We start from the raw sequence: 16,094 nt of genomic DNA, 5'->3' as shown, positions 1-16,094 counted from the left end.
GCAATCCACGTGCGCGTAGTGACGGTTCGCCGTCTCGTATTCCACGTGCGACGTCGAGATCGTGATCCCGCGCGCCTTCTCTTCCGGAGCCTTGTCGATCTGGTCATACGCCGTAAACGTCGCGCCGCCAGACTCCGCCAGAACCTTCGTGATCGCCGCCGTCAAAGACGTCTTGCCATGGTCAACGTGGCCAATCGTCCCGATATTGCAGTGCGGCTTATTCCGCTGAAACTTTTCCTTGCCCATCGTTTATGTACCTTGTCGAGCTGGGATTTCATGAAAGCTGGAGCGTCCGATATTGCGGTTGCGCTCTTTGCGCAAGTGCCAATTTTGATAATGTCGCGCATACTTCGCTCCGCAGCCAACGCTCGCCCTTTCGAGCAAGGGGATCGGTGCCGCGCCTTGCTTTGCTTCTGCCGGAACGTAACATCCGACTTGAGGACTGGCCTAGCTCCGAGGAAGGTCGGACGACAAGCGGGCGGAGGACGCGATCCCGACGCCTCAACTCGCCGGCGTCAGCCTGGAGTGGAACACACGATCTACATCGAAAACGAAGGTGCGCTGTTCCGCGGCCCGGCCCGAGGCGTGCCTTTAGAACTATGGGACGCGAAGGTTCGAGAGTTTGTGCCTTACACATTCGCTGCACAGCCCAAGGATATCGCTTGGAGGAACGTAATTGACGAGACAGAAGCCGAGAGGCTGATGGCGGCGCCGAACGGGATCGTTCGTGAAAGGAAATGGGAAAAGACTACGAATCGAATGGGGAAAAACAGCCTGGCAGGCTGATTCTCGCGCCCGACCTGCGCCCGAAAAGCAGTTCCTGACACGCGCCCAAGCTCGCTCACCGACACTTTGGTATGGGCAAGTCATTGAATCGTAGTGATTTTTGCAGGGAAATTGGAGCGGGTGAAGGGAATCGAACCCTCGTATTCAGCTTGGAAGGCTGCTGCTCTACCATTGAGCTACACCCGCGGAAACTCGGGTTTGGGTGGTGGGGGAAGTAGGACTCGAACCTACGAAGGCGTAGCCAGCGGATTTACAGTCCGCCCCCTTTGCCGCTCGGGACATTCCCCCATGACCCAACCATCGGCTACGTGCTTCAGGCCGTTTCAGTGGGCGCTCTTATGGTTGGCACGCCCGCCGGTGTCAACACCAAAGCGAAACGAAAACAGGGCGGGTCGTGAACCTCGGACTCCTGTGCTATGTGCACCGCGCCATCACGCGAGAAAACCTCATGAGCGACCGTCCCTTCAGCCCCCGCAAACCCCGATTCCAGCGTCCGACGGGACGGCCCGGACGCCGCGAGGGCCAGACTCGCCGGCCGATGGGCGATCCGGACGTCATCGTCCTCTATGGCTGGCACCCGGTGGCCGAGGCCTTGCGGAACGGCAAGCGCAGGTTCCGCCGCCTGCTCGCGACCGAGAACTCGGCCCGCCGCCTGACGGAGGAACTCGGCACGCCATTGCCCATCGAGCCTGAGATCGTGCGGCCGGACGAGATCAACCGGCTGGTGGAGCCGGATGCGGTCCATCAGGGCCTCTATCTCGAAGCCGATCCCCTGCCCTCGCCGACGCCCGAGACCCTGAGCGGCACCCGGGTCGTGCTGGCGCTCGACCAGATCACCGACCCGCACAATGTGGGCGCCATCGTGCGGACCGCCGCTGCCTTCGGGGTCGAGGCCATCATCACGACGGCGCGCCATTCCCCCGCCGCCACGGGCGTCCTCGCTAAGTCGGCCTCGGGCGGCCTCGAACACGTGCCCTTCATGGTGGTGCGGAACCTCTCCGACACCCTCGTGGCCCTCGGCAAGGAAGGCTTCCAGCGGATCGGGCTCGACTCGTCCGGCGACCTGCCATTGGATGAAATCCCCCTCAGGCAACCCGTCGTGCTGGTGCTCGGCTCGGAGGGCAAAGGCCTGCGTCAGCGGACGCGCGATTGCTGCGACGCCATCGGTCGGCTCGACATGCCGGGCGCCATCAAGAGCCTGAATGTCTCGAACGCGGCCGCCATCTCGCTTTTTGCTGTGACTAAAGCCGTATCAACGAAATAGAGGGCGATTCCGCCGACCCTCGTAAATCATTGATCTAAAACACTAAATCAGGTGAGATCGACGTCTCTTAGACGGAAGTCGAAACTACCAATTGAGCATTGAAGAAAGGCCGATCCTCGATAGCGTTTCCAGCAAGGGATTCTCGGTTGTCGCACGACACGGGGAAGACTTCGGCGCAGGCGAATACAACGTCTGACGCAAGAACCCGGCACACGGGCATCACGGAATTTGGAAGGAAACGCTATGGCAACTGCAACCGCATCGCCTGGGTCGGTCGAAAAGGCCCGGCCCATGACCAAGGAGGAGAGGAAGGTCATCGTCGCCTCCTCCGCCGGTACCGTCTTCGAGTGGTACGATTTCTATCTGGCCGGTTCGCTCGCGGCGAATATCAGCCAGAACTTCGTCCCCGGCACCAACGAGACCGCCAAGTTCATCTTCGTGCTCTTCGGCTTCGCGGCAGGCTTCGCGGTCCGACCCTTCGGCGCTTTGTTCTTCGGACGCCTGGGCGATCTCATCGGCCGCAAATACACCTTCCTCGTCACGATGACGATCATGGGTATCGCGACCTTCGTGGTCGGTCTTCTGCCCGGCTATCAGACCATCGGCTATGCGGCCCCGACCATCTTCATCATCTGCCGCCTCCTCCAGGGCCTTGCGCTGGGCGGCGAGTATGGCGGCGCGGCAACCTATGTGGCCGAGCATTCTCCACAGGGACGCCGTGGCTTCTACACCTCCTGGATTCAGACGACCGCGACGGTCGGCCTGTTCCTGTCTCTGATCGTGATCCTGACCCTGCGCCTCAGCATGACGCCTGAAGCTTTCGCCGACTGGGGCTGGCGCGTGCCGTTCCTGCTCTCGATCATCCTGCTCGGCTTCTCGATCTGGATCCGGTTGCAACTCAGCGAATCCCCGGCCTTCACGAAGATGAAGGAAGAGGGAACCCGTTCGAAGGCACCGCTCTCCGAGGCCTTCGGCCGCTGGGACAATGCCAAGATCGCGTTGATCGCGCTGTTCGGCGGCACCGCCGGTCAGGCCGTCGTCTGGTATACCGGGCAGTTCTACGCCCTGTTCTTCCTGACGCAGACGCTCAAGGTCGACGGCACCACCGCCAACCTGCTGATCGCCTTCGGACTTCTGCTCGGTACGCCGTTCTTCATCCTGTTCGGATGGCTCTCGGACAAGATCGGCCGCAAGAGCATCCTTCTCGCAGGCTGCCTGATCGCGGCGATCACCTACTTCCCGCTCTTCAAGATGATCGCGCAGGAAGCCAATCCGAAGCTGATGGCTGCCACCGAGCAGGTGAAGGTCGAGCTGACGTCCGATCCTGCCAATTGCGGCGCGCTGTTCGACCCCGTCGGCGTGCGCACCTTCACCCGGCCTTGCGACGTTGCTCGCAGGAGCCTGGCGAACAACTCGATCCACTACAACCTGGTGCCGGGGCCAGCGGGCTCTCCGCTCGTCGCCAAGGTGAACGGGGTGGACGTTCCGACCACCGACAACACGGGCGCCGCGATCGTGGCGGCCGCGCAGGCCGCGGGCTATCCGAAGGCCGGAGATGCGACGATCGTCAAGCAACCGACGGTCGGCGGAGTGCTGACGGACGCGCGGACACTCAAACTGATCGGCCTCCTGTTCGTCCTCGTTCTCTTCGTAACGATGGTGTACGGGCCGATCGCCGCCTTGCTGGTCGAACTGTTCCCGACCCGCATCCGGTACACGGGCATGTCGCTGCCCTACCATATCGGCAATGGCTGGTTCGGCGGCTTCCTGCCTCCGACAGCCTTCGCCATCGTGGCGGCGAGCGGCAACATCTTTGCCGGTCTCTGGTATCCGATCGTCGTCGCGCTGATGACCTTCGTGATCGGCCTGCTGTTCCTGCCCGAGACCCGCAACCGGGATATCTACACCTACAAGGAATAGGCCCGTCGAACCTTCGGGGCGTGATCGTCCGGTCACGCCCCGAACTGAAAAGCCCCGCCGTGAAGGCGGGGCTTTTTTGTGAGGCAGCGGTGGTGGCGGCTCAGTAGCAGGTCGTCACCCGCCGCACGATCCAGCCCTCGCCTTCGACAAACATCTTCTTGCGGGACTGGCCGCAATTCTTGCCGTCGTCGATATCCAGTTCGGAGGCGGCCTGCGTGTTCTGCGCCGTGACGGTGGCTTTGATCATCGCCGCCGGGCGATCGCCGTGACCGGCGGTCTGAGCGGCCTGCGCGGGAGCGCCAAGGCCCCAGCAGCCGGCCGCCAGGATGGCGGCGTATCCAAGGGTTTTCCATCGGTGGCGAGGTGAGGTCAGGGACATCGTCGAGGCTCCAAAATGCGTCAGACGATAATCCCATGACGGGAAGATCGTTTCGGTGCGCCGCCACACAATATTTTTGCTTTTCGAGGGAACTTGCGTCCGCCACTGGCCGCTGCTACCTGAGCGGCGTTGGCGATGCATGCCGGTTTAGCTCAGTTGGTAGAGCAACCGCCTTGTAAGCGGTAGGTCGCGAGTTCGAGTCCCGCAACCGGCACCATTGCATCAACCACTTAGCGGGTGCGCTCGCCAGGATTCAGACTCCCGGCCAAAACAGATTCAGACTCTTGATCGCTTTTCGTTCTGGCGAGGCACAGCCCCGGCGGGCGATTTTGCGCGTCTTATTGCGCTCTAACCACCCCCCCAAGCTACAACCCGCGCCCGGCCGTGCCGCGCGCTACCGAGTACCCGCATGCAACTTTCCAACATAGCGGTTCTTGTGCCGCCGAAAAGCACGACCACGGGCACCGACATCGTTGCCCGGTTTGATTGCCACACCGGCCCATTTCTGGTCCGGGATCTGGCTTTGGTCCGCACCCCCTCCGGTCGATATAGAGTCTGGTCAAGACGCGATGGACCCACAGGGCACCCGCTGGTTGCGTTTACACAAGCCGCTGCCGAGGAAATTATCGGTAACCTGCTCGATGCCGTGCCTTCCCTGCAGGTGGCAGCATGAGCGGACCTCAATTCTCTGACCTCCTTGCCGCAGCTGACTTCCATGGAATCACGGATCTCTATCGCGCCTTAGCGGACAGCCTCGACGGCCGGTTGAAACTAGCGCCCGCTCACAAGCGAGGGGGCGCTGACTGGCCCAAAGCCGTCCCGGAGAACCTTGAGGACGCTCCGGTCCTGCCTCGAAACCGCAGCGAGGCCGAGCGGCTTTGTGTCCTCGTGGATAATATCCTCGCCTGCGACCCGGCGACGACCTTTCTCGTCGGCATTCGGAGTGGGTTCGGCAATCAGCCCGCGGTTCGCCAAATTGCGGGGCCGGAGGGTGACAAAGTCGTCGGCCAAAGCATCTTGCTTCGGCATCTCGGTATTGTTCCGCAAATGGTGCCGGCTATTCGGGATGCACCCACGGTCCCGGCGAGTTTCCAGCCGGCTGCGAACGATAACGTCCCCGTTGACCTGTGGGCTGAGCGGGAGAAGCCATCCCTGCCGGAGGGTGCCGTTCCGACCATCACCGAGGAGTTCGCCCGCACCCAAGCCGGTATGATTGGCGTAGACCCCGGCGGCATTGCAATGGCGGCGCTCACCGTCTGCGCTGGCGCCATCCCCGACGCCATCAAGCTGCAGGTGAAGCGGCACGACCCGGATTGGCTGGAATCCCCGCGGCTGTGGGCTGCCCTAGTCGGCAATCCCAGCACCCGGAAGTCACCCATCATAAGCGCCGCAAGCCGGCCTTTGGGTTCCATCGATACGGAACTTACGAAGAGCTACCTCTCGGCGAGGGCTTCTTATGCAAGCCTCGCCCCCGCCGATCGCTTTCTCGCAACTCCCCCGCCACAGCGGCGGGCAACAATGGAGGACACGACAACGGAGGCCGCCCAGGAGGTGCTGAGGGACAATCCACAAGGACTCCTTCTCCTGCGGGACGAACTGTCCGGCTGGTTCGGCTCGATGGAACGATATGGCAGCGGAAAGGGGGGCGCGGCGGATCGGGCATTCTGGTTGCAGTCGTTTAACGGCGGCTCCTATACGGCCAACCGGATCGGACGCGGTTTGGTCCACGTTCCGAACCTGTCCGTTTCCCTCTTGGGAGGCATCCAACCAGAACCCATCCGCGCGCTTGCCGCCGATGCCACTGACGACGGCCTTCTAGCGCGCATCCTGCCGATTGTTCTCGGGCCGGCTACCCTCGGCAGGGATGAGCCCACGACGCCCGTCACGGGGCGTTATGCGGCACTTATCGAGCGTCTGCATGGCCTTGCCCGGCCGCGTGCCGGATTGCTGGAAGTGAACCTCCGCTTTGACGAAGAGGCGCAGGCGGTTCGCTCGGAGATGGAAGAGCGCCACCACGAGATGGCGGCGACATGGGAAGAGGTGAATCTGAAGCTAGCCGCCCATATCGGCAAGTATGACGCCTTCTTCGCGCGTCTTTGCATCGTGTTCCATTGCATCGACTCAGACGGGCCGGCGCTGGCCCCAACGATAACAGGGAGCACGCCCGCCGTTTCGCCATGCCCTGGCGTTCTATGGAAATGTGCTTGGCCTGTCCGACCGGCATGACCGTGTTCTTGCCGTTGCGGGCCACATCCTCTCAAAACGGTTGGCGTCGATAACTGTTCGGGACGTCCGGCGCGGCGACCGGACTATGAGATCGATGGACGACCGGGAAGCCGCCGCCGTCCTGAGCCAGCTTGATGCTTTCAGTTGGCTCGAGCCAAGGCCGCTCGAGCGCAATGAGACGTCGCCGCACTACACGGTACGGCCCTTCGTTCACACCCTGTTCGAAGAGCGGGCAGAGGCAGAGGCAGCCCGACGCCAGGCTATCCGCGAAGCCATCCGAAGCGGCGCATAACGTCTACTTGTCACCACTTGGCCCTTGCGCACGTAAGCATAAAAAAACTCACTCTCTATCTAGAGAGAAAGGCTCTTGCGAGCCTCGCACGCGCACAAGGGACAGGTGTGGACAAGTAGCGTTCATCCAAGAAACCGAAACCGGCAAGCTGTTCAAACCGATCGACGCCAACCCGCAACGCCTGGCCCGGGCCGCGAACGATAACGAAACGGCGATCGACGAGCTGGAGCGGACGCATGGCACGTAAGCCGCGCCTGAAGCTGGTAAGGGCCTTCGGCACACCGGGCAGCGTGGTTGACTACTAACCGAGGCGCTCATACGCGCACAGGATGACCAGACGCTGGCCATTGCGCTTATTGAGGTTGTCCACGAGGGCGACGTGCTTCGCACAACGGCCGGCGACGAGATGGGCTTTCGGCATCAACTCTGGACACGGCACCGCGCCGAAGCGGGAGCCAGCGACAGGCAAGCACAAAGGCAAGGGTGCCTCCTCGTTCGATAGAATAAAATAACATCTGCCCACCATTTATGAAGTGGTATGACATGCCCCCCACCCGGTTAGGTTCCTCCTGGACCCCGATGCTAAGTGGGAGTGCGCAGCCCGGTCTTTCGCTAGTTACAGCATTACTTTCTGGAGTTCGCAGTGGGGATCTCGGGCCGTCAACTCGCAACGCACATCGGGGTGAGTGAAGCCGCAGTGCGAAAGGCCGCAAAGGCTGGCCGCATCAAGAAACTCGATGACGGAACGTATGATCTCGAGGCGGCTTCGGCTGGGGGCGATCGACCGACCCGGCAACTTCGAAGGTGCGCACCGTGCGCGAACCCGCGAACCCGGTCGTTGTCTCGACAGAGGACGACGCACGCGAGGCCGTGAGCTTGATTGCCCGCGTATTGCGGGAGGAAGGCGGCGCGCCGATCGGTGTCCTGGGCTTCGACGATGCCCGCACCGCAGAGACGATTTTGAAGGCGCGGGAACGCGCTCTGAATATCGAAGCGAAGCAGAAGCGGCTTATTCCCGCCGATCAGGTGGCCACGTATGTGGGCAGATGTTTCGTCGAATATCGGCAGGCGATGGTGACGATTAGAGCCAGACCGGCCTTTGCGAGAATCCGTCCGTCACTCAGGCCCGCTTGCCCCCGATAAGACTGGTGGTCCGCTTTGAACCAGTTTTGAAACTCGCATTTAACATCTAGTTGTCGGCAGCAAGCCGACCATGGTTGTACTTCCGAGTTGTGCCACATCCGGACCTTCACTATTACGGTCAATCACTACACCGCCCGCTGCACGGCCGGCGGCGTCCACGATCCATCGAGGACCGCCGCCTTCGGCCAGTATGCCCGAATGAACAGCGAGAAGTCGGCCCCCTGCGGCGCTGGCAGCCAGTTCGCCCGCTGGGCCTCAGGCGGTGGGTCGGCCTGCACCAGGATCGTGAGCGAGCCGTCAGGATTGCTGCTCATGCCCTTCTTCTTGGTGCCGAGGGAGTAGCGCTTGATCTCGTTCGGCACGAAGAAGTGATGCTCGTCGTACAGGGTCAAGGACCAGAACCCAGCCACTGGTGGCGTCCGGTCCTTGGCGAATGTCACCGTGTAGTGGTTGGCGCCGTTGAGGCGAGCGCCGGAGACGTCTAGGTCCTGGTAGAAATACTTCGTCTCGTTGGGCGCATTGACCAGGATGTTAGACTTGGCGACAGCGGTGCGCGTGAAGTAGTCGGTGCCGAACGCGGCCCCGTTGGCCATCGAACTCCAGTGGTGAGGCAGTTGCTCACCCCAATTACGGAACTGGAGCAGCGGCCCAACCAGATCGGCGTCAGCTTTCGTCACCTCGTCGGTGATCGCCGGTTTGAGTGATGGGTCTTTCTGTGCAGCGGCAATAAGGGCGAGGACCTCGGCATAACGTGCCTCCTCGCCGGGCAGCGGAGGGGCGTCCTGCAAGACCTGAGGCAACTGGTCAAGGAATGTCTCGGGAAACACCCAGCGTGTCTCGCCCTCCACACTGTCGCCTGTTGGAGATCCGAGCGTGGGAAGCTTACTCCAGTCATGCCGCTTCATCGTCCCGTCGAACTGGGAGAGCGGATAGACGTCGATGCTGCTGATAAGAGTCTGGATGGCTTGCCTGTCCTCGGGCGTGTCATCCTGGAAGACGCGCGGCACTACGAACGCGGTTTCCGTCTGGGCACGGAACACCTTGGCAATCCCCTTCGGCACCTCACCCTGCCAGCCCGCCCCCGCCAAGAGGTAGAACCCGGGCTGACTGCCGTACATCGATCCGAGTTGCGCAAACCCGTCGGTGCGCAGGTCCACCACCTGATAGACCCAGAAGCGGTCGCCGAAGTCTGGCACCTGCACCACCACAGGGGTCTCGTCGAGGGCGGCGATCGCAGCGCCGTAGACCACGTCCTGGTTTGGGCAGGCGACCCAACGCTGCTGCGGTTCGATGTAGTCGTGCAACATGGACAGCGTGTTGAGCGGTGCGAAGGGCAGCACGCCGTTCATGAGGCCCGCCTGCGGCGCCTGCTTGAAAGCAAGACGGCGGTTGTAGATGTTCACCATCGGCCAGGCCCAGAAGTAGGCGTCCCGGGCGACCATCCGGGCATATGGCTCGGTAATCTTAACGCTGGTATCAGGGCCGGACGGCATGGCCTGAGCCCAATTCGGCGACGGCTGGATGGAGCGAGACGGGTATGCGCTCTTGATACGTGCGTCGGTCATGTCCGGCTTCCTGATCATTCCAAGCGGGCCTTATGGCCCGACGATGGTTTTCCAGTCTCTCTTGATGCTGACGACCTGGAAGCCGAACTTGCTCGCGGCATTCAACGAATAGTCGTCTGGTTCCTCGTAGGCGTACTCTCGCTCACCGTCGTCATGATTGACGAGAAGCTGGAAGCTCGGACCCGGACGATCCTTCGACCAGCGCATCATCGCGATATCGCCGCGCCCACCCTCGTTGCCGGCCACGAAGACCGGCCGGGTGCCGAGCGCGAGATTGATGGCCACAGGTTTGCCCGCACCATCGTTTAGGTGGGCGATGCGGCCGTCGAAGACGAGCACGGTTCTGCCGTCCCTTTCCTCAAGTTTCGTCGTGACGTAACTGCCGATCACCCGCTCCGGCGGGATGCCGAACATCGATTCCGAGACCGCTCGCGTGATCAGGACCGGGCTGCCGCTGCAGATCCAGTTACGGAAGCCGTTGGTCTCGAGATAGGTGAGCAGCTCGCGCATCGGCTGGTAGACGGCGCGGGCATAGGGTATCCCAAACTTTGGATGCGATGCCTGAGTCGTGAGCGGACCGACGTTTCGGACGATGTCCTCAGTCGTCCGGCCATCGGTCGCCGCCGCGATGAGATCATTGATGCCCTGCTCGCCGGCGGCGTGCAGGGCCGCATGGTCACCCTTGAGAAGCGCCGCGACTGTGGGCTTGTCGCTGAGCAGTGGGTTCCTCGCGACGGCCTCCTTGATGTCGACGAGTACCGGAACGAGCGCGAGGGGAACAGGCCGTTCGGGCACGAGCGTGCCGTCCATGTCGAAGACGGCCACCCGCTCACTCTCGGGTACGAAGTCCAATCCCCCAGCTTGGGTCACTTTGGCGACGAACGCGACAATGGCCTGCTTCGTCGGCGTGTCGTTCCACGACGGAAGCGGGTCAGCCTGTGCGAGGGCATTGGACGTAACAAGCAGGATCGCAACGAGCCCACTGAGCCCGGCTCGCGAGACTGACCGAATCAACGGACCAAACAGCAGACAGCGRGACTGCCACATTTGCTGAAACGTCATGACTCAACCCTCATCAATAGCCAACATCGCTTGCTCTCTGGTTGGACTCAGTTCAGCCGACGCACCGGCGGCGGGTAATAGGTGCCGTTCGACACCCCATCGATGGGACCGTAGAAGCGGAAGGTGAGGCGGTAGACCGAGCCTTTCGGCGTCGGCAGCCAGTTGCCCTCCGGCACGTTGGCGGGCTTCTCGGCGTCGATGAAGGCCATGACCGTGACTCCTAAAACGGCAAACACTCGTCAATTTGCGACATCTCGATGTGCCGGGCAGCGGCACCTTTCCCGCCGCCCGGATCGTTCCGGCCGGCGTCAGTCCCCGACCGAGGCTTCTGACATCTTCGCCATCGCGTCGTCGATGGTGAAGCTGTTCGGCTTCTGCACGGCGGGGAAGTCCCGGAACGTTTCGGCAAACTGCCCCGCGACCGCTTGCACGGCGTAAATCAGGTAGGCGTGTTGCATCATCCAGTCGTTGTAGGTGTTCGACGTGACAGTCGCGAATTCGTACGGATCGGTGCGAAGATTGTAGATGATGGGTCCTCTCAGTCGCACGAAGGGATCGCGCCACACGGCCAGCGTGCCGGCGGTGAGCTGCTCCATAAAAGTGATCTTCCAGTTGTCCATGCGGATGGCCAGCACGTCGCCGTCGTCGCTGAAGTAGAAGAAGAAGTTGCGTGGGCTCTTCTCTTCCTCTCCTGTCAGATATGGCAACAGGTTGTAGCCGTCGATGTGGTTCTTGTAGGTTCGTCCGATGGCCTGATAGCCTTTCTTCAGCTCATCAATCACGTCGGGAGCTCCGGCCATTGCCAGGAAGGTCGGCAACCAATCATGGTGCTGCACGATTTCATTGCTGATCGAGCCTGCCTCGATTTTTCTCGGCCAACGCACCAGCAGCGGCACGCGGAACGCTCCCTCCCAATTGGTGTTCTTCTCGCTGCGAAACGGGGTGGTGCCACCGTCCGGCCAGGAGTTGCGGTGCGGGCCGTTGTCGGTCGAGTACTGCACGAAGGTATCGTTCACAATGCCGAGCTCGTCGAGGAAGTCCAGCATCTCGCCGACATTCCGGTCATGGTCGACCATGGTGTCGTGGTAGCCGGACTGCCAACGCCCTGCCTGACCGCGGCTCTCGGGCTTCGTGTGGGTGTAGAGGTGCATATGCGTCGTGTTGAGCCAGACGAACCAGGGCTTGCCGGCCTCCTCCTGCCGCCTGATGAAATCCTGCGCGGCCGCCACGGTGTCATCATCGCAGGTTTCCATACGTTTCTTTGTGAGGGGGCCGGTGTCCTCGATCCTCTGCTTGCCGACCCGTCCCCAGCGCGGCATCTCCGTCGGGTCGTCGTCCTCGGTCGCCCAGGAGTGGATGACGCCGCGCGGTCCGAACTTGTCTCGGAAATGGGGGAAGTCCTTGGACGAGGGATAATCGTCCATCTCCGGTTCCTCCTCCGCGTTCAGGTGATAGAGATTGCCGAAGAACTCGTCGAAGCCGTGGTTGGTGGGAAGCATGTGGTTGAGGTCGCCAAGGTGGTTCTTGCCAAACTGCCCCGTAGCATAGCCCTGCTCCTTGAGAAGGGCCGCGATGGTCACGAGTTTTTCCGACATGCCAACGGGCGCGCCGGGTRGCCCAACTTTGGAAAGACCGGTGCGGTAGACGCTTGGCCCGTAATGAACGCAGAGCGTCCCGCCGTGCATGACTGCTCGCCATACGAGTCGGTGAACATCATCCCTTCCTTCGCGAGGCGGTCGATGTTGGGCGTGCGGTAGCCCATCAGGCCATGCGAGTAGCAGGAAAGGTTGGAGATGCCGATATCGTCGCCCCATATGACGAGGATGTTTGGCTGGCCGTTCTGCTTCTTAGGCTGCTGTGCCATATGTAGCTCCCTGAACGTGAAGGCGGAACAAACGGACCGGCTGGTGCCTCCTCAACCAAAGGGTCCGAACGGGTAGATCATGCTCACGATGGCGATCACACCGATGACAAGCAGGGCAATCGCGGTGATCAGCGTGAGCGAGGCGGGGAAGTGGCTTTCGCCGTGAACCAGGCCGGCGGCTGTCATGGCTTTGCGTTCCTCGCGCAAACCCACCATGAACTGCACATGATAGACGATGCCGATGACCAGCATTGCGATGCCGAGCAGCACAAGCGCGATACCGAAATTGCGGGGCGCTGCCGCATGAGCGATCGTTCCTGCATCGCGAAGCTTTTCAAACACCTGGTAGATCGTGAAGCCGAAACTGATCAAAGATAATGACGTGCGAATGACCGACATGAGCGTGCGGTCGGCGCTCATGCGCGTGCGCTGGAACGACATCCCCGTGCGGCGCGACGAGAGCTCGACTGAGATGCGGTCAGAGTCTGATTGCGAGGAGACGGGAGGGTTTTTGGATGGGGGCGTCATGCGCGTCACTTCGTGTCGGGGGGAGAGAGGTGGACGAAACGACGGGCGATAAGGCTGATCGGGCCGCGCAACACGAGATAGGGCAGGACCGCCAGCAGGAACGTGATGACGAGGGCCTCGCCGGGATAGAAGGTTCCAAGCACCCGCCACTGATAGACCGCGTCCATGCCAAGACCGAGCAAGATAACGCGCGCCGTCGCGAACAGACCCTCGCGCAGGCGATCGCCTCGGAGGGCGTGATCGGCCAGCATCGAGCGCAGGTAGGGCGCGCGGTGGGTCTGGGCGTCCCGGATGCCGTCGTGGAGCGCGGCGATGAAAGCCATCGTCGGCTGGAGCAGGAAGCGGAACGACATGGGTCCTCCCGGCCGCTCGGCGATGTCGCGCCAGATGCGATGGTGTACCTCGGCGGAAAAACCGTAGCAGGCGAGCCCGACCACGACCAAGGCGGCCGCCAGCACAATCACGAGCCAAGCCATGATGCGGCCACCCAGCGGTGCGGCTTGTTCGTTCATGTCTCCGGCCTTTGTCGCGACACGCACCGAAACCCGATGTGGCTGGACGATGTGTCGACCGGCTGCGCATGCCGCGCGGCCGGGCGGTAGCGACGGCAATAGTTCGGCGCGCATAGATGCGAGCCTCCTTTGAGTACCTTGCGCGGAATCCTGATGTTGGGCTGGYAGGTGTCGTAGCTCGCCGCCTCAGGACCGCCGCGTGGATTTTCCGGAATGCAGCACGCCTTCGCCGCGTCTGCCTCGTGCCCGGTCGACCACCAGTCCGTCGTCCATTCCCAGACGTTGCCGATCATGTCGTGGACGCCGTAGCCGTTCGGCGGGAAGGCCGTGACCGGCGAGGTGCGCGCGTAGCCATCCTCGCGCTTGTTCTGGAACGGGAAGGCCCCCTGCCAGATGTTGGCCATGTGGCGCCCGTCCGGCGTGAGCTCGTTGCCCCAAGCGAATTCGGCGCCGTCGAGGCCGCCGCGGGCGGCAATCTCCCACTCGGCTTCCGTCGGCAGCCGCTTGCTGGCCCACGCCGCGTAGGCCTCGGCATCGGCATGGGCGACGTGCACCACCGGATGATCGTCGAGACCCTTGATTGACGACTTGGGGCCGTAAGGCCTGCGCCAGGTCGCCCCGAAGGTGAAGGCCCACCACTGGCTCCAATCCTGCAGGTCGACGGGGTAATCAGGAGGGTTGAAGACGAGGGAGCCGGCCTTGAGCATCTCCGGCAGGGCGCCGGGATAATCGTTCGGGTCGGGCGTTCTTTCCGCAACCGTGACATGGCGCGTCGCTTCGACAAAACGCCGGAACTGCCGGTTCGTGATGGGGATCCGATCGATCCAGAATCCGTCGACGGTCACGCGATGAACCGGCGCTTCCTCAGGATAGTGCAGTTCCGACCCCATGCGGAACGTACCGCCGGGAATCCAAACCATCGTCGGATCAGCTTGGCGCTCCAGGACGTGCATCTCGGCGGTACCCATCGGTCTCATGCCTCTATCCCTTACGACATTACGGCTCGAAACCCTCGATCGGGATCAGTATCGTGCGGAGACTGGCTCCGCCTTCGAGAGTGGCGTAGCGCCCAGAGGAAAGCCCACTGAGAACAAGCCGATGGTGCCCCGAGCGCGGTTCTCGACTTCCACCTCGCGCAGCACCCTGATGCTCGTGGAGACCGGGGTGCCGCCAATCGTGAAGTTATAGCCCGCAGAGGCGCCCACGGCCGTCACGCGCCCCTTGAATGATCCGATCCGGTTGCCGGAGCCTCCGTCATCAGAGATCTGGTCGTAATAGCCCGCCAAGATCCCGACTGAGAATTCCTTGGTCAGGTGCTTGCTGATCGAAACATCGACGTGGAAGGCATTGCCGCTTCGATAATCGGTGGCACGATTTTCCCCGTTGAATTCGAAGCCGATGGCGCCCGAGATGTCGAGGCCGAGTTCGGGATCGAGCCAAGTCACCGCAGCGTAGACGTCGCCAATCCAGCGGTTGAACGCGAGGTTGGAGAGCTCACCCTCCTCGTAGCCGCCGGCAGGTATGTTGATTGTGGCGCCGATCGACCAGTGCAGCTTGCCCGAATCCCAGCCGATGACGCTCGCGAGCACAGGATCGCCGAGGACGAACGACGCATCCCGCTTGCTGAAATTCAAGGTTCGCCCAATGGGCGGCGCCTCGATCAGGATACCTGAACTGACCCGGGGCACCCCGAAGGGCAGGACGAGGCCGAAGGCGATCCGTCCGCCGAGAACATCGAAGGGCGTGACCCAGGTCGCCGACAGGAAGTCCGCCCTCACCTCGGTCTTGATGTCCGCGAGAACCGCCCCGCCGATCTGGATTCGACGGCCGCCGCTGAGCTCGCCAGAATAAGCGAAGAACTCGTTGGCGAAATAGAAGCCGGGCGGCGGCACGATCCCTGCCCCTGGGCCATGTCCGCCCGGGATGAAGAGGCTGGCGCCGCCCTCCGTCGCCCGAGTCGGTCCCACAAGGAAACTGCCGCAGACCGCGAGCGTGATGATGGGTAAAAGACGCATGGAGATCGTACCGAGACTGTCGTGGGTGGGCAGCTTGGCCTCTTTTCCGCCGTTCGGCAATCGACGCGACGGAGACGGATGCTCGGCTCCTCCGGCATCCCTGCTTTCCGACAACCTGCCGTGTCGTCGGGAAACAGAGCCGGTATCGAACGCGACAATGAAGCCCGTATGATCAGCGCGTTCCGTCAGTCTCAGCAGGGATCCAACCTGCTCCGCCATGTTTCGTGAACTCTAAAGGTCCGCTCGGGGTCAGGCAGCGAAGCCCATTCACTTCTCGGAAGGTCCGGTTACGTGAGGATTGCTGCCTTCGGAGTAGCGTCTCAGGTGTGCCAAGAGCGGTCATTGAGTTCAGTGCCGACAACCTCCTGCCTGACAATCCTTCGTACCTCCGACGACGGAAGCTTTGCGCCGTGCTAGAGTCACGTGCTGCAAGCGAGGAACTCAAGAGATCGGGCATGGCAATGATTGACGGAAAGCTCCTCGAGGAGCGGCTGGCGGCGCTTGAATCGGCGCGGAGCTGGAGCCCGCGGCTTGTCTC

Annotated in this window: 16 protein-coding genes, 3 tRNA genes and 1 pseudogene; 7 read left to right on the top strand and 13 right to left on the bottom strand. The window is 62.2% G+C overall.

Annotated features, from left to right (window positions below):
* Positions 1 to 246: GTP-binding protein (locus AC1DVM_RS18800; RefSeq protein ID WP_477256904.1), on the bottom strand; the 246-nt coding region annotated here is incomplete at its 3' end.
* Positions 247 to 525: 279 nt separating this feature from the next.
* On the opposite strand from AC1DVM_RS18800, the gene AC1DVM_RS18795 reads away from it, so the two are divergent.
* Positions 526 to 786, top strand: a complete 261-nt coding sequence (locus AC1DVM_RS18795; RefSeq protein ID WP_477256902.1) for a hypothetical protein — start codon at positions 526 to 528, stop codon at positions 784 to 786.
* 112 nt (positions 787 to 898) lie between these two features.
* On the opposite strand, the gene AC1DVM_RS18790 is transcribed toward AC1DVM_RS18795, so the two are convergent.
* Positions 899 to 972 (bottom strand) — tRNA-Gly (locus AC1DVM_RS18790).
* Between the two features lie 17 nt (positions 973 to 989).
* A tRNA-Tyr gene (locus tag AC1DVM_RS18785) sits at positions 990 to 1,074 on the bottom strand.
* Positions 1,075 to 1,234: 160 nt separating this feature from the next.
* Here AC1DVM_RS18785 and AC1DVM_RS18780 point away from each other — a divergent pair.
* Together AC1DVM_RS18780 and AC1DVM_RS18775 are read left to right on the top strand one after the other, a co-directional pair.
* Positions 1,235 to 2,050 carry a TrmH family RNA methyltransferase gene (locus AC1DVM_RS18780; protein WP_477256900.1) on the top strand — a complete coding sequence of 272 codons (816 nt, stop codon included), beginning with the start codon at positions 1,235 to 1,237 and terminating at the stop codon, positions 2,048 to 2,050.
* Positions 2,051 to 2,293: 243 nt separating this feature from the next.
* Complete coding sequence (locus tag AC1DVM_RS18775; RefSeq protein WP_477256898.1) at positions 2,294 to 3,970, top strand: MFS transporter; 1,677 nt, start codon at positions 2,294 to 2,296, stop codon at positions 3,968 to 3,970.
* 100 nt (positions 3,971 to 4,070) lie between these two features.
* Here the strand turns inward: AC1DVM_RS18775 and AC1DVM_RS18770 are convergent, their stop codons facing one another.
* Positions 4,071 to 4,349: a hypothetical protein gene (locus tag AC1DVM_RS18770; protein WP_477256896.1), complete on the bottom strand. Its 279-nt coding sequence runs from the start codon at positions 4,347 to 4,349 to the stop codon at positions 4,071 to 4,073.
* Between the two features lie 141 nt (positions 4,350 to 4,490).
* Between AC1DVM_RS18770 and AC1DVM_RS18765 the strand changes: the two genes are divergently transcribed.
* From AC1DVM_RS18765 to AC1DVM_RS18755, 3 genes are all read left to right on the top strand, one after another.
* A tRNA-Thr gene (locus AC1DVM_RS18765) sits at positions 4,491 to 4,566 on the top strand.
* Positions 4,567 to 5,018: 452 nt separating this feature from the next.
* Entirely contained in the window at positions 5,019 to 6,575 is a 1,557-nt protein-coding gene (locus AC1DVM_RS18760) for a DUF3987 domain-containing protein (protein ID WP_477256894.1), read from the top strand.
* 94 nt (positions 6,576 to 6,669) lie between these two features.
* Positions 6,670 to 6,867, top strand: a complete 198-nt coding sequence (locus tag AC1DVM_RS18755) for a hypothetical protein (RefSeq protein WP_477256892.1) — start codon at positions 6,670 to 6,672, stop codon at positions 6,865 to 6,867.
* Positions 6,868 to 7,168: 301 nt separating this feature from the next.
* On the opposite strand, the gene AC1DVM_RS18750 is transcribed toward AC1DVM_RS18755, so the two are convergent.
* Positions 7,169 to 7,348, bottom strand: a complete 180-nt coding sequence (locus tag AC1DVM_RS18750; RefSeq protein ID WP_477256890.1) for a hypothetical protein — start codon at positions 7,346 to 7,348, stop codon at positions 7,169 to 7,171.
* 323 nt (positions 7,349 to 7,671) lie between these two features.
* On the opposite strand from AC1DVM_RS18750, the gene AC1DVM_RS18745 reads away from it, so the two are divergent.
* The gene (locus AC1DVM_RS18745) at positions 7,672 to 8,010 is read left to right on the top strand and encodes a hypothetical protein (protein WP_477256888.1); all 339 of its coding nucleotides are present in this window, start codon (positions 7,672 to 7,674) and stop codon (positions 8,008 to 8,010) included.
* Between the two features lie 125 nt (positions 8,011 to 8,135).
* Here AC1DVM_RS18745 and AC1DVM_RS18740 read toward each other — a convergent pair whose 3' ends face one another.
* The 8 genes and pseudogenes from AC1DVM_RS18740 to AC1DVM_RS18705 all read right to left on the bottom strand — a co-directional run bounded on the left by AC1DVM_RS18740 (position 8,136) and on the right by AC1DVM_RS18705 (position 15,775).
* Positions 8,136 to 9,575 (bottom strand): DUF1254 domain-containing protein, encoded by a 1,440-nt coding sequence (locus AC1DVM_RS18740; RefSeq protein WP_477256886.1) that lies wholly within the window; start codon positions 9,573 to 9,575, stop codon positions 8,136 to 8,138.
* Positions 9,576 to 9,605: 30 nt separating this feature from the next.
* Complete coding sequence (locus AC1DVM_RS18735; RefSeq protein WP_477256884.1) at positions 9,606 to 10,637, bottom strand: HAD family hydrolase; 1,032 nt, start codon at positions 10,635 to 10,637, stop codon at positions 9,606 to 9,608.
* A gap of 47 nt (positions 10,638 to 10,684) precedes the next feature.
* Positions 10,685 to 10,846, bottom strand: a complete 162-nt coding sequence (locus tag AC1DVM_RS18730; protein ID WP_477256882.1) for a DUF1214 domain-containing protein — start codon at positions 10,844 to 10,846, stop codon at positions 10,685 to 10,687.
* 99 nt (positions 10,847 to 10,945) lie between these two features.
* Positions 10,946 to 12,501: pseudogene (locus tag AC1DVM_RS18725) on the bottom strand (arylsulfatase).
* A gap of 51 nt (positions 12,502 to 12,552) precedes the next feature.
* Entirely contained in the window at positions 12,553 to 13,029 is a 477-nt protein-coding gene (locus AC1DVM_RS18720) for a YidH family protein (protein ID WP_477256880.1), read from the bottom strand.
* Between the two features lie 5 nt (positions 13,030 to 13,034).
* A complete protein-coding gene (locus tag AC1DVM_RS18715; protein ID WP_477256878.1) occupies positions 13,035 to 13,541 on the bottom strand; it encodes a hypothetical protein in 507 nt (168 codons plus the stop codon).
* A complete protein-coding gene (locus tag AC1DVM_RS18710) occupies positions 13,538 to 14,509 on the bottom strand; it encodes a formylglycine-generating enzyme family protein (RefSeq protein ID WP_477256906.1) in 972 nt (323 codons plus the stop codon). The genes AC1DVM_RS18715 and AC1DVM_RS18710 overlap by 4 nt, the downstream gene beginning before the upstream one ends.
* Before the next feature lie 54 nt (positions 14,510 to 14,563).
* A complete protein-coding gene (locus AC1DVM_RS18705) occupies positions 14,564 to 15,775 on the bottom strand; it encodes a SphA family protein (protein WP_477256876.1) in 1,212 nt (403 codons plus the stop codon).
* Positions 15,776 to 16,094: the final 319 nt, after the last annotated feature.

This window comes from Microvirga sp. P4_A5 (assembly GCF_056402495.1).
Note: the sequence above shows the minus strand (reverse complement) of the source record. Positions and strands in the feature narration are given on the sequence as shown.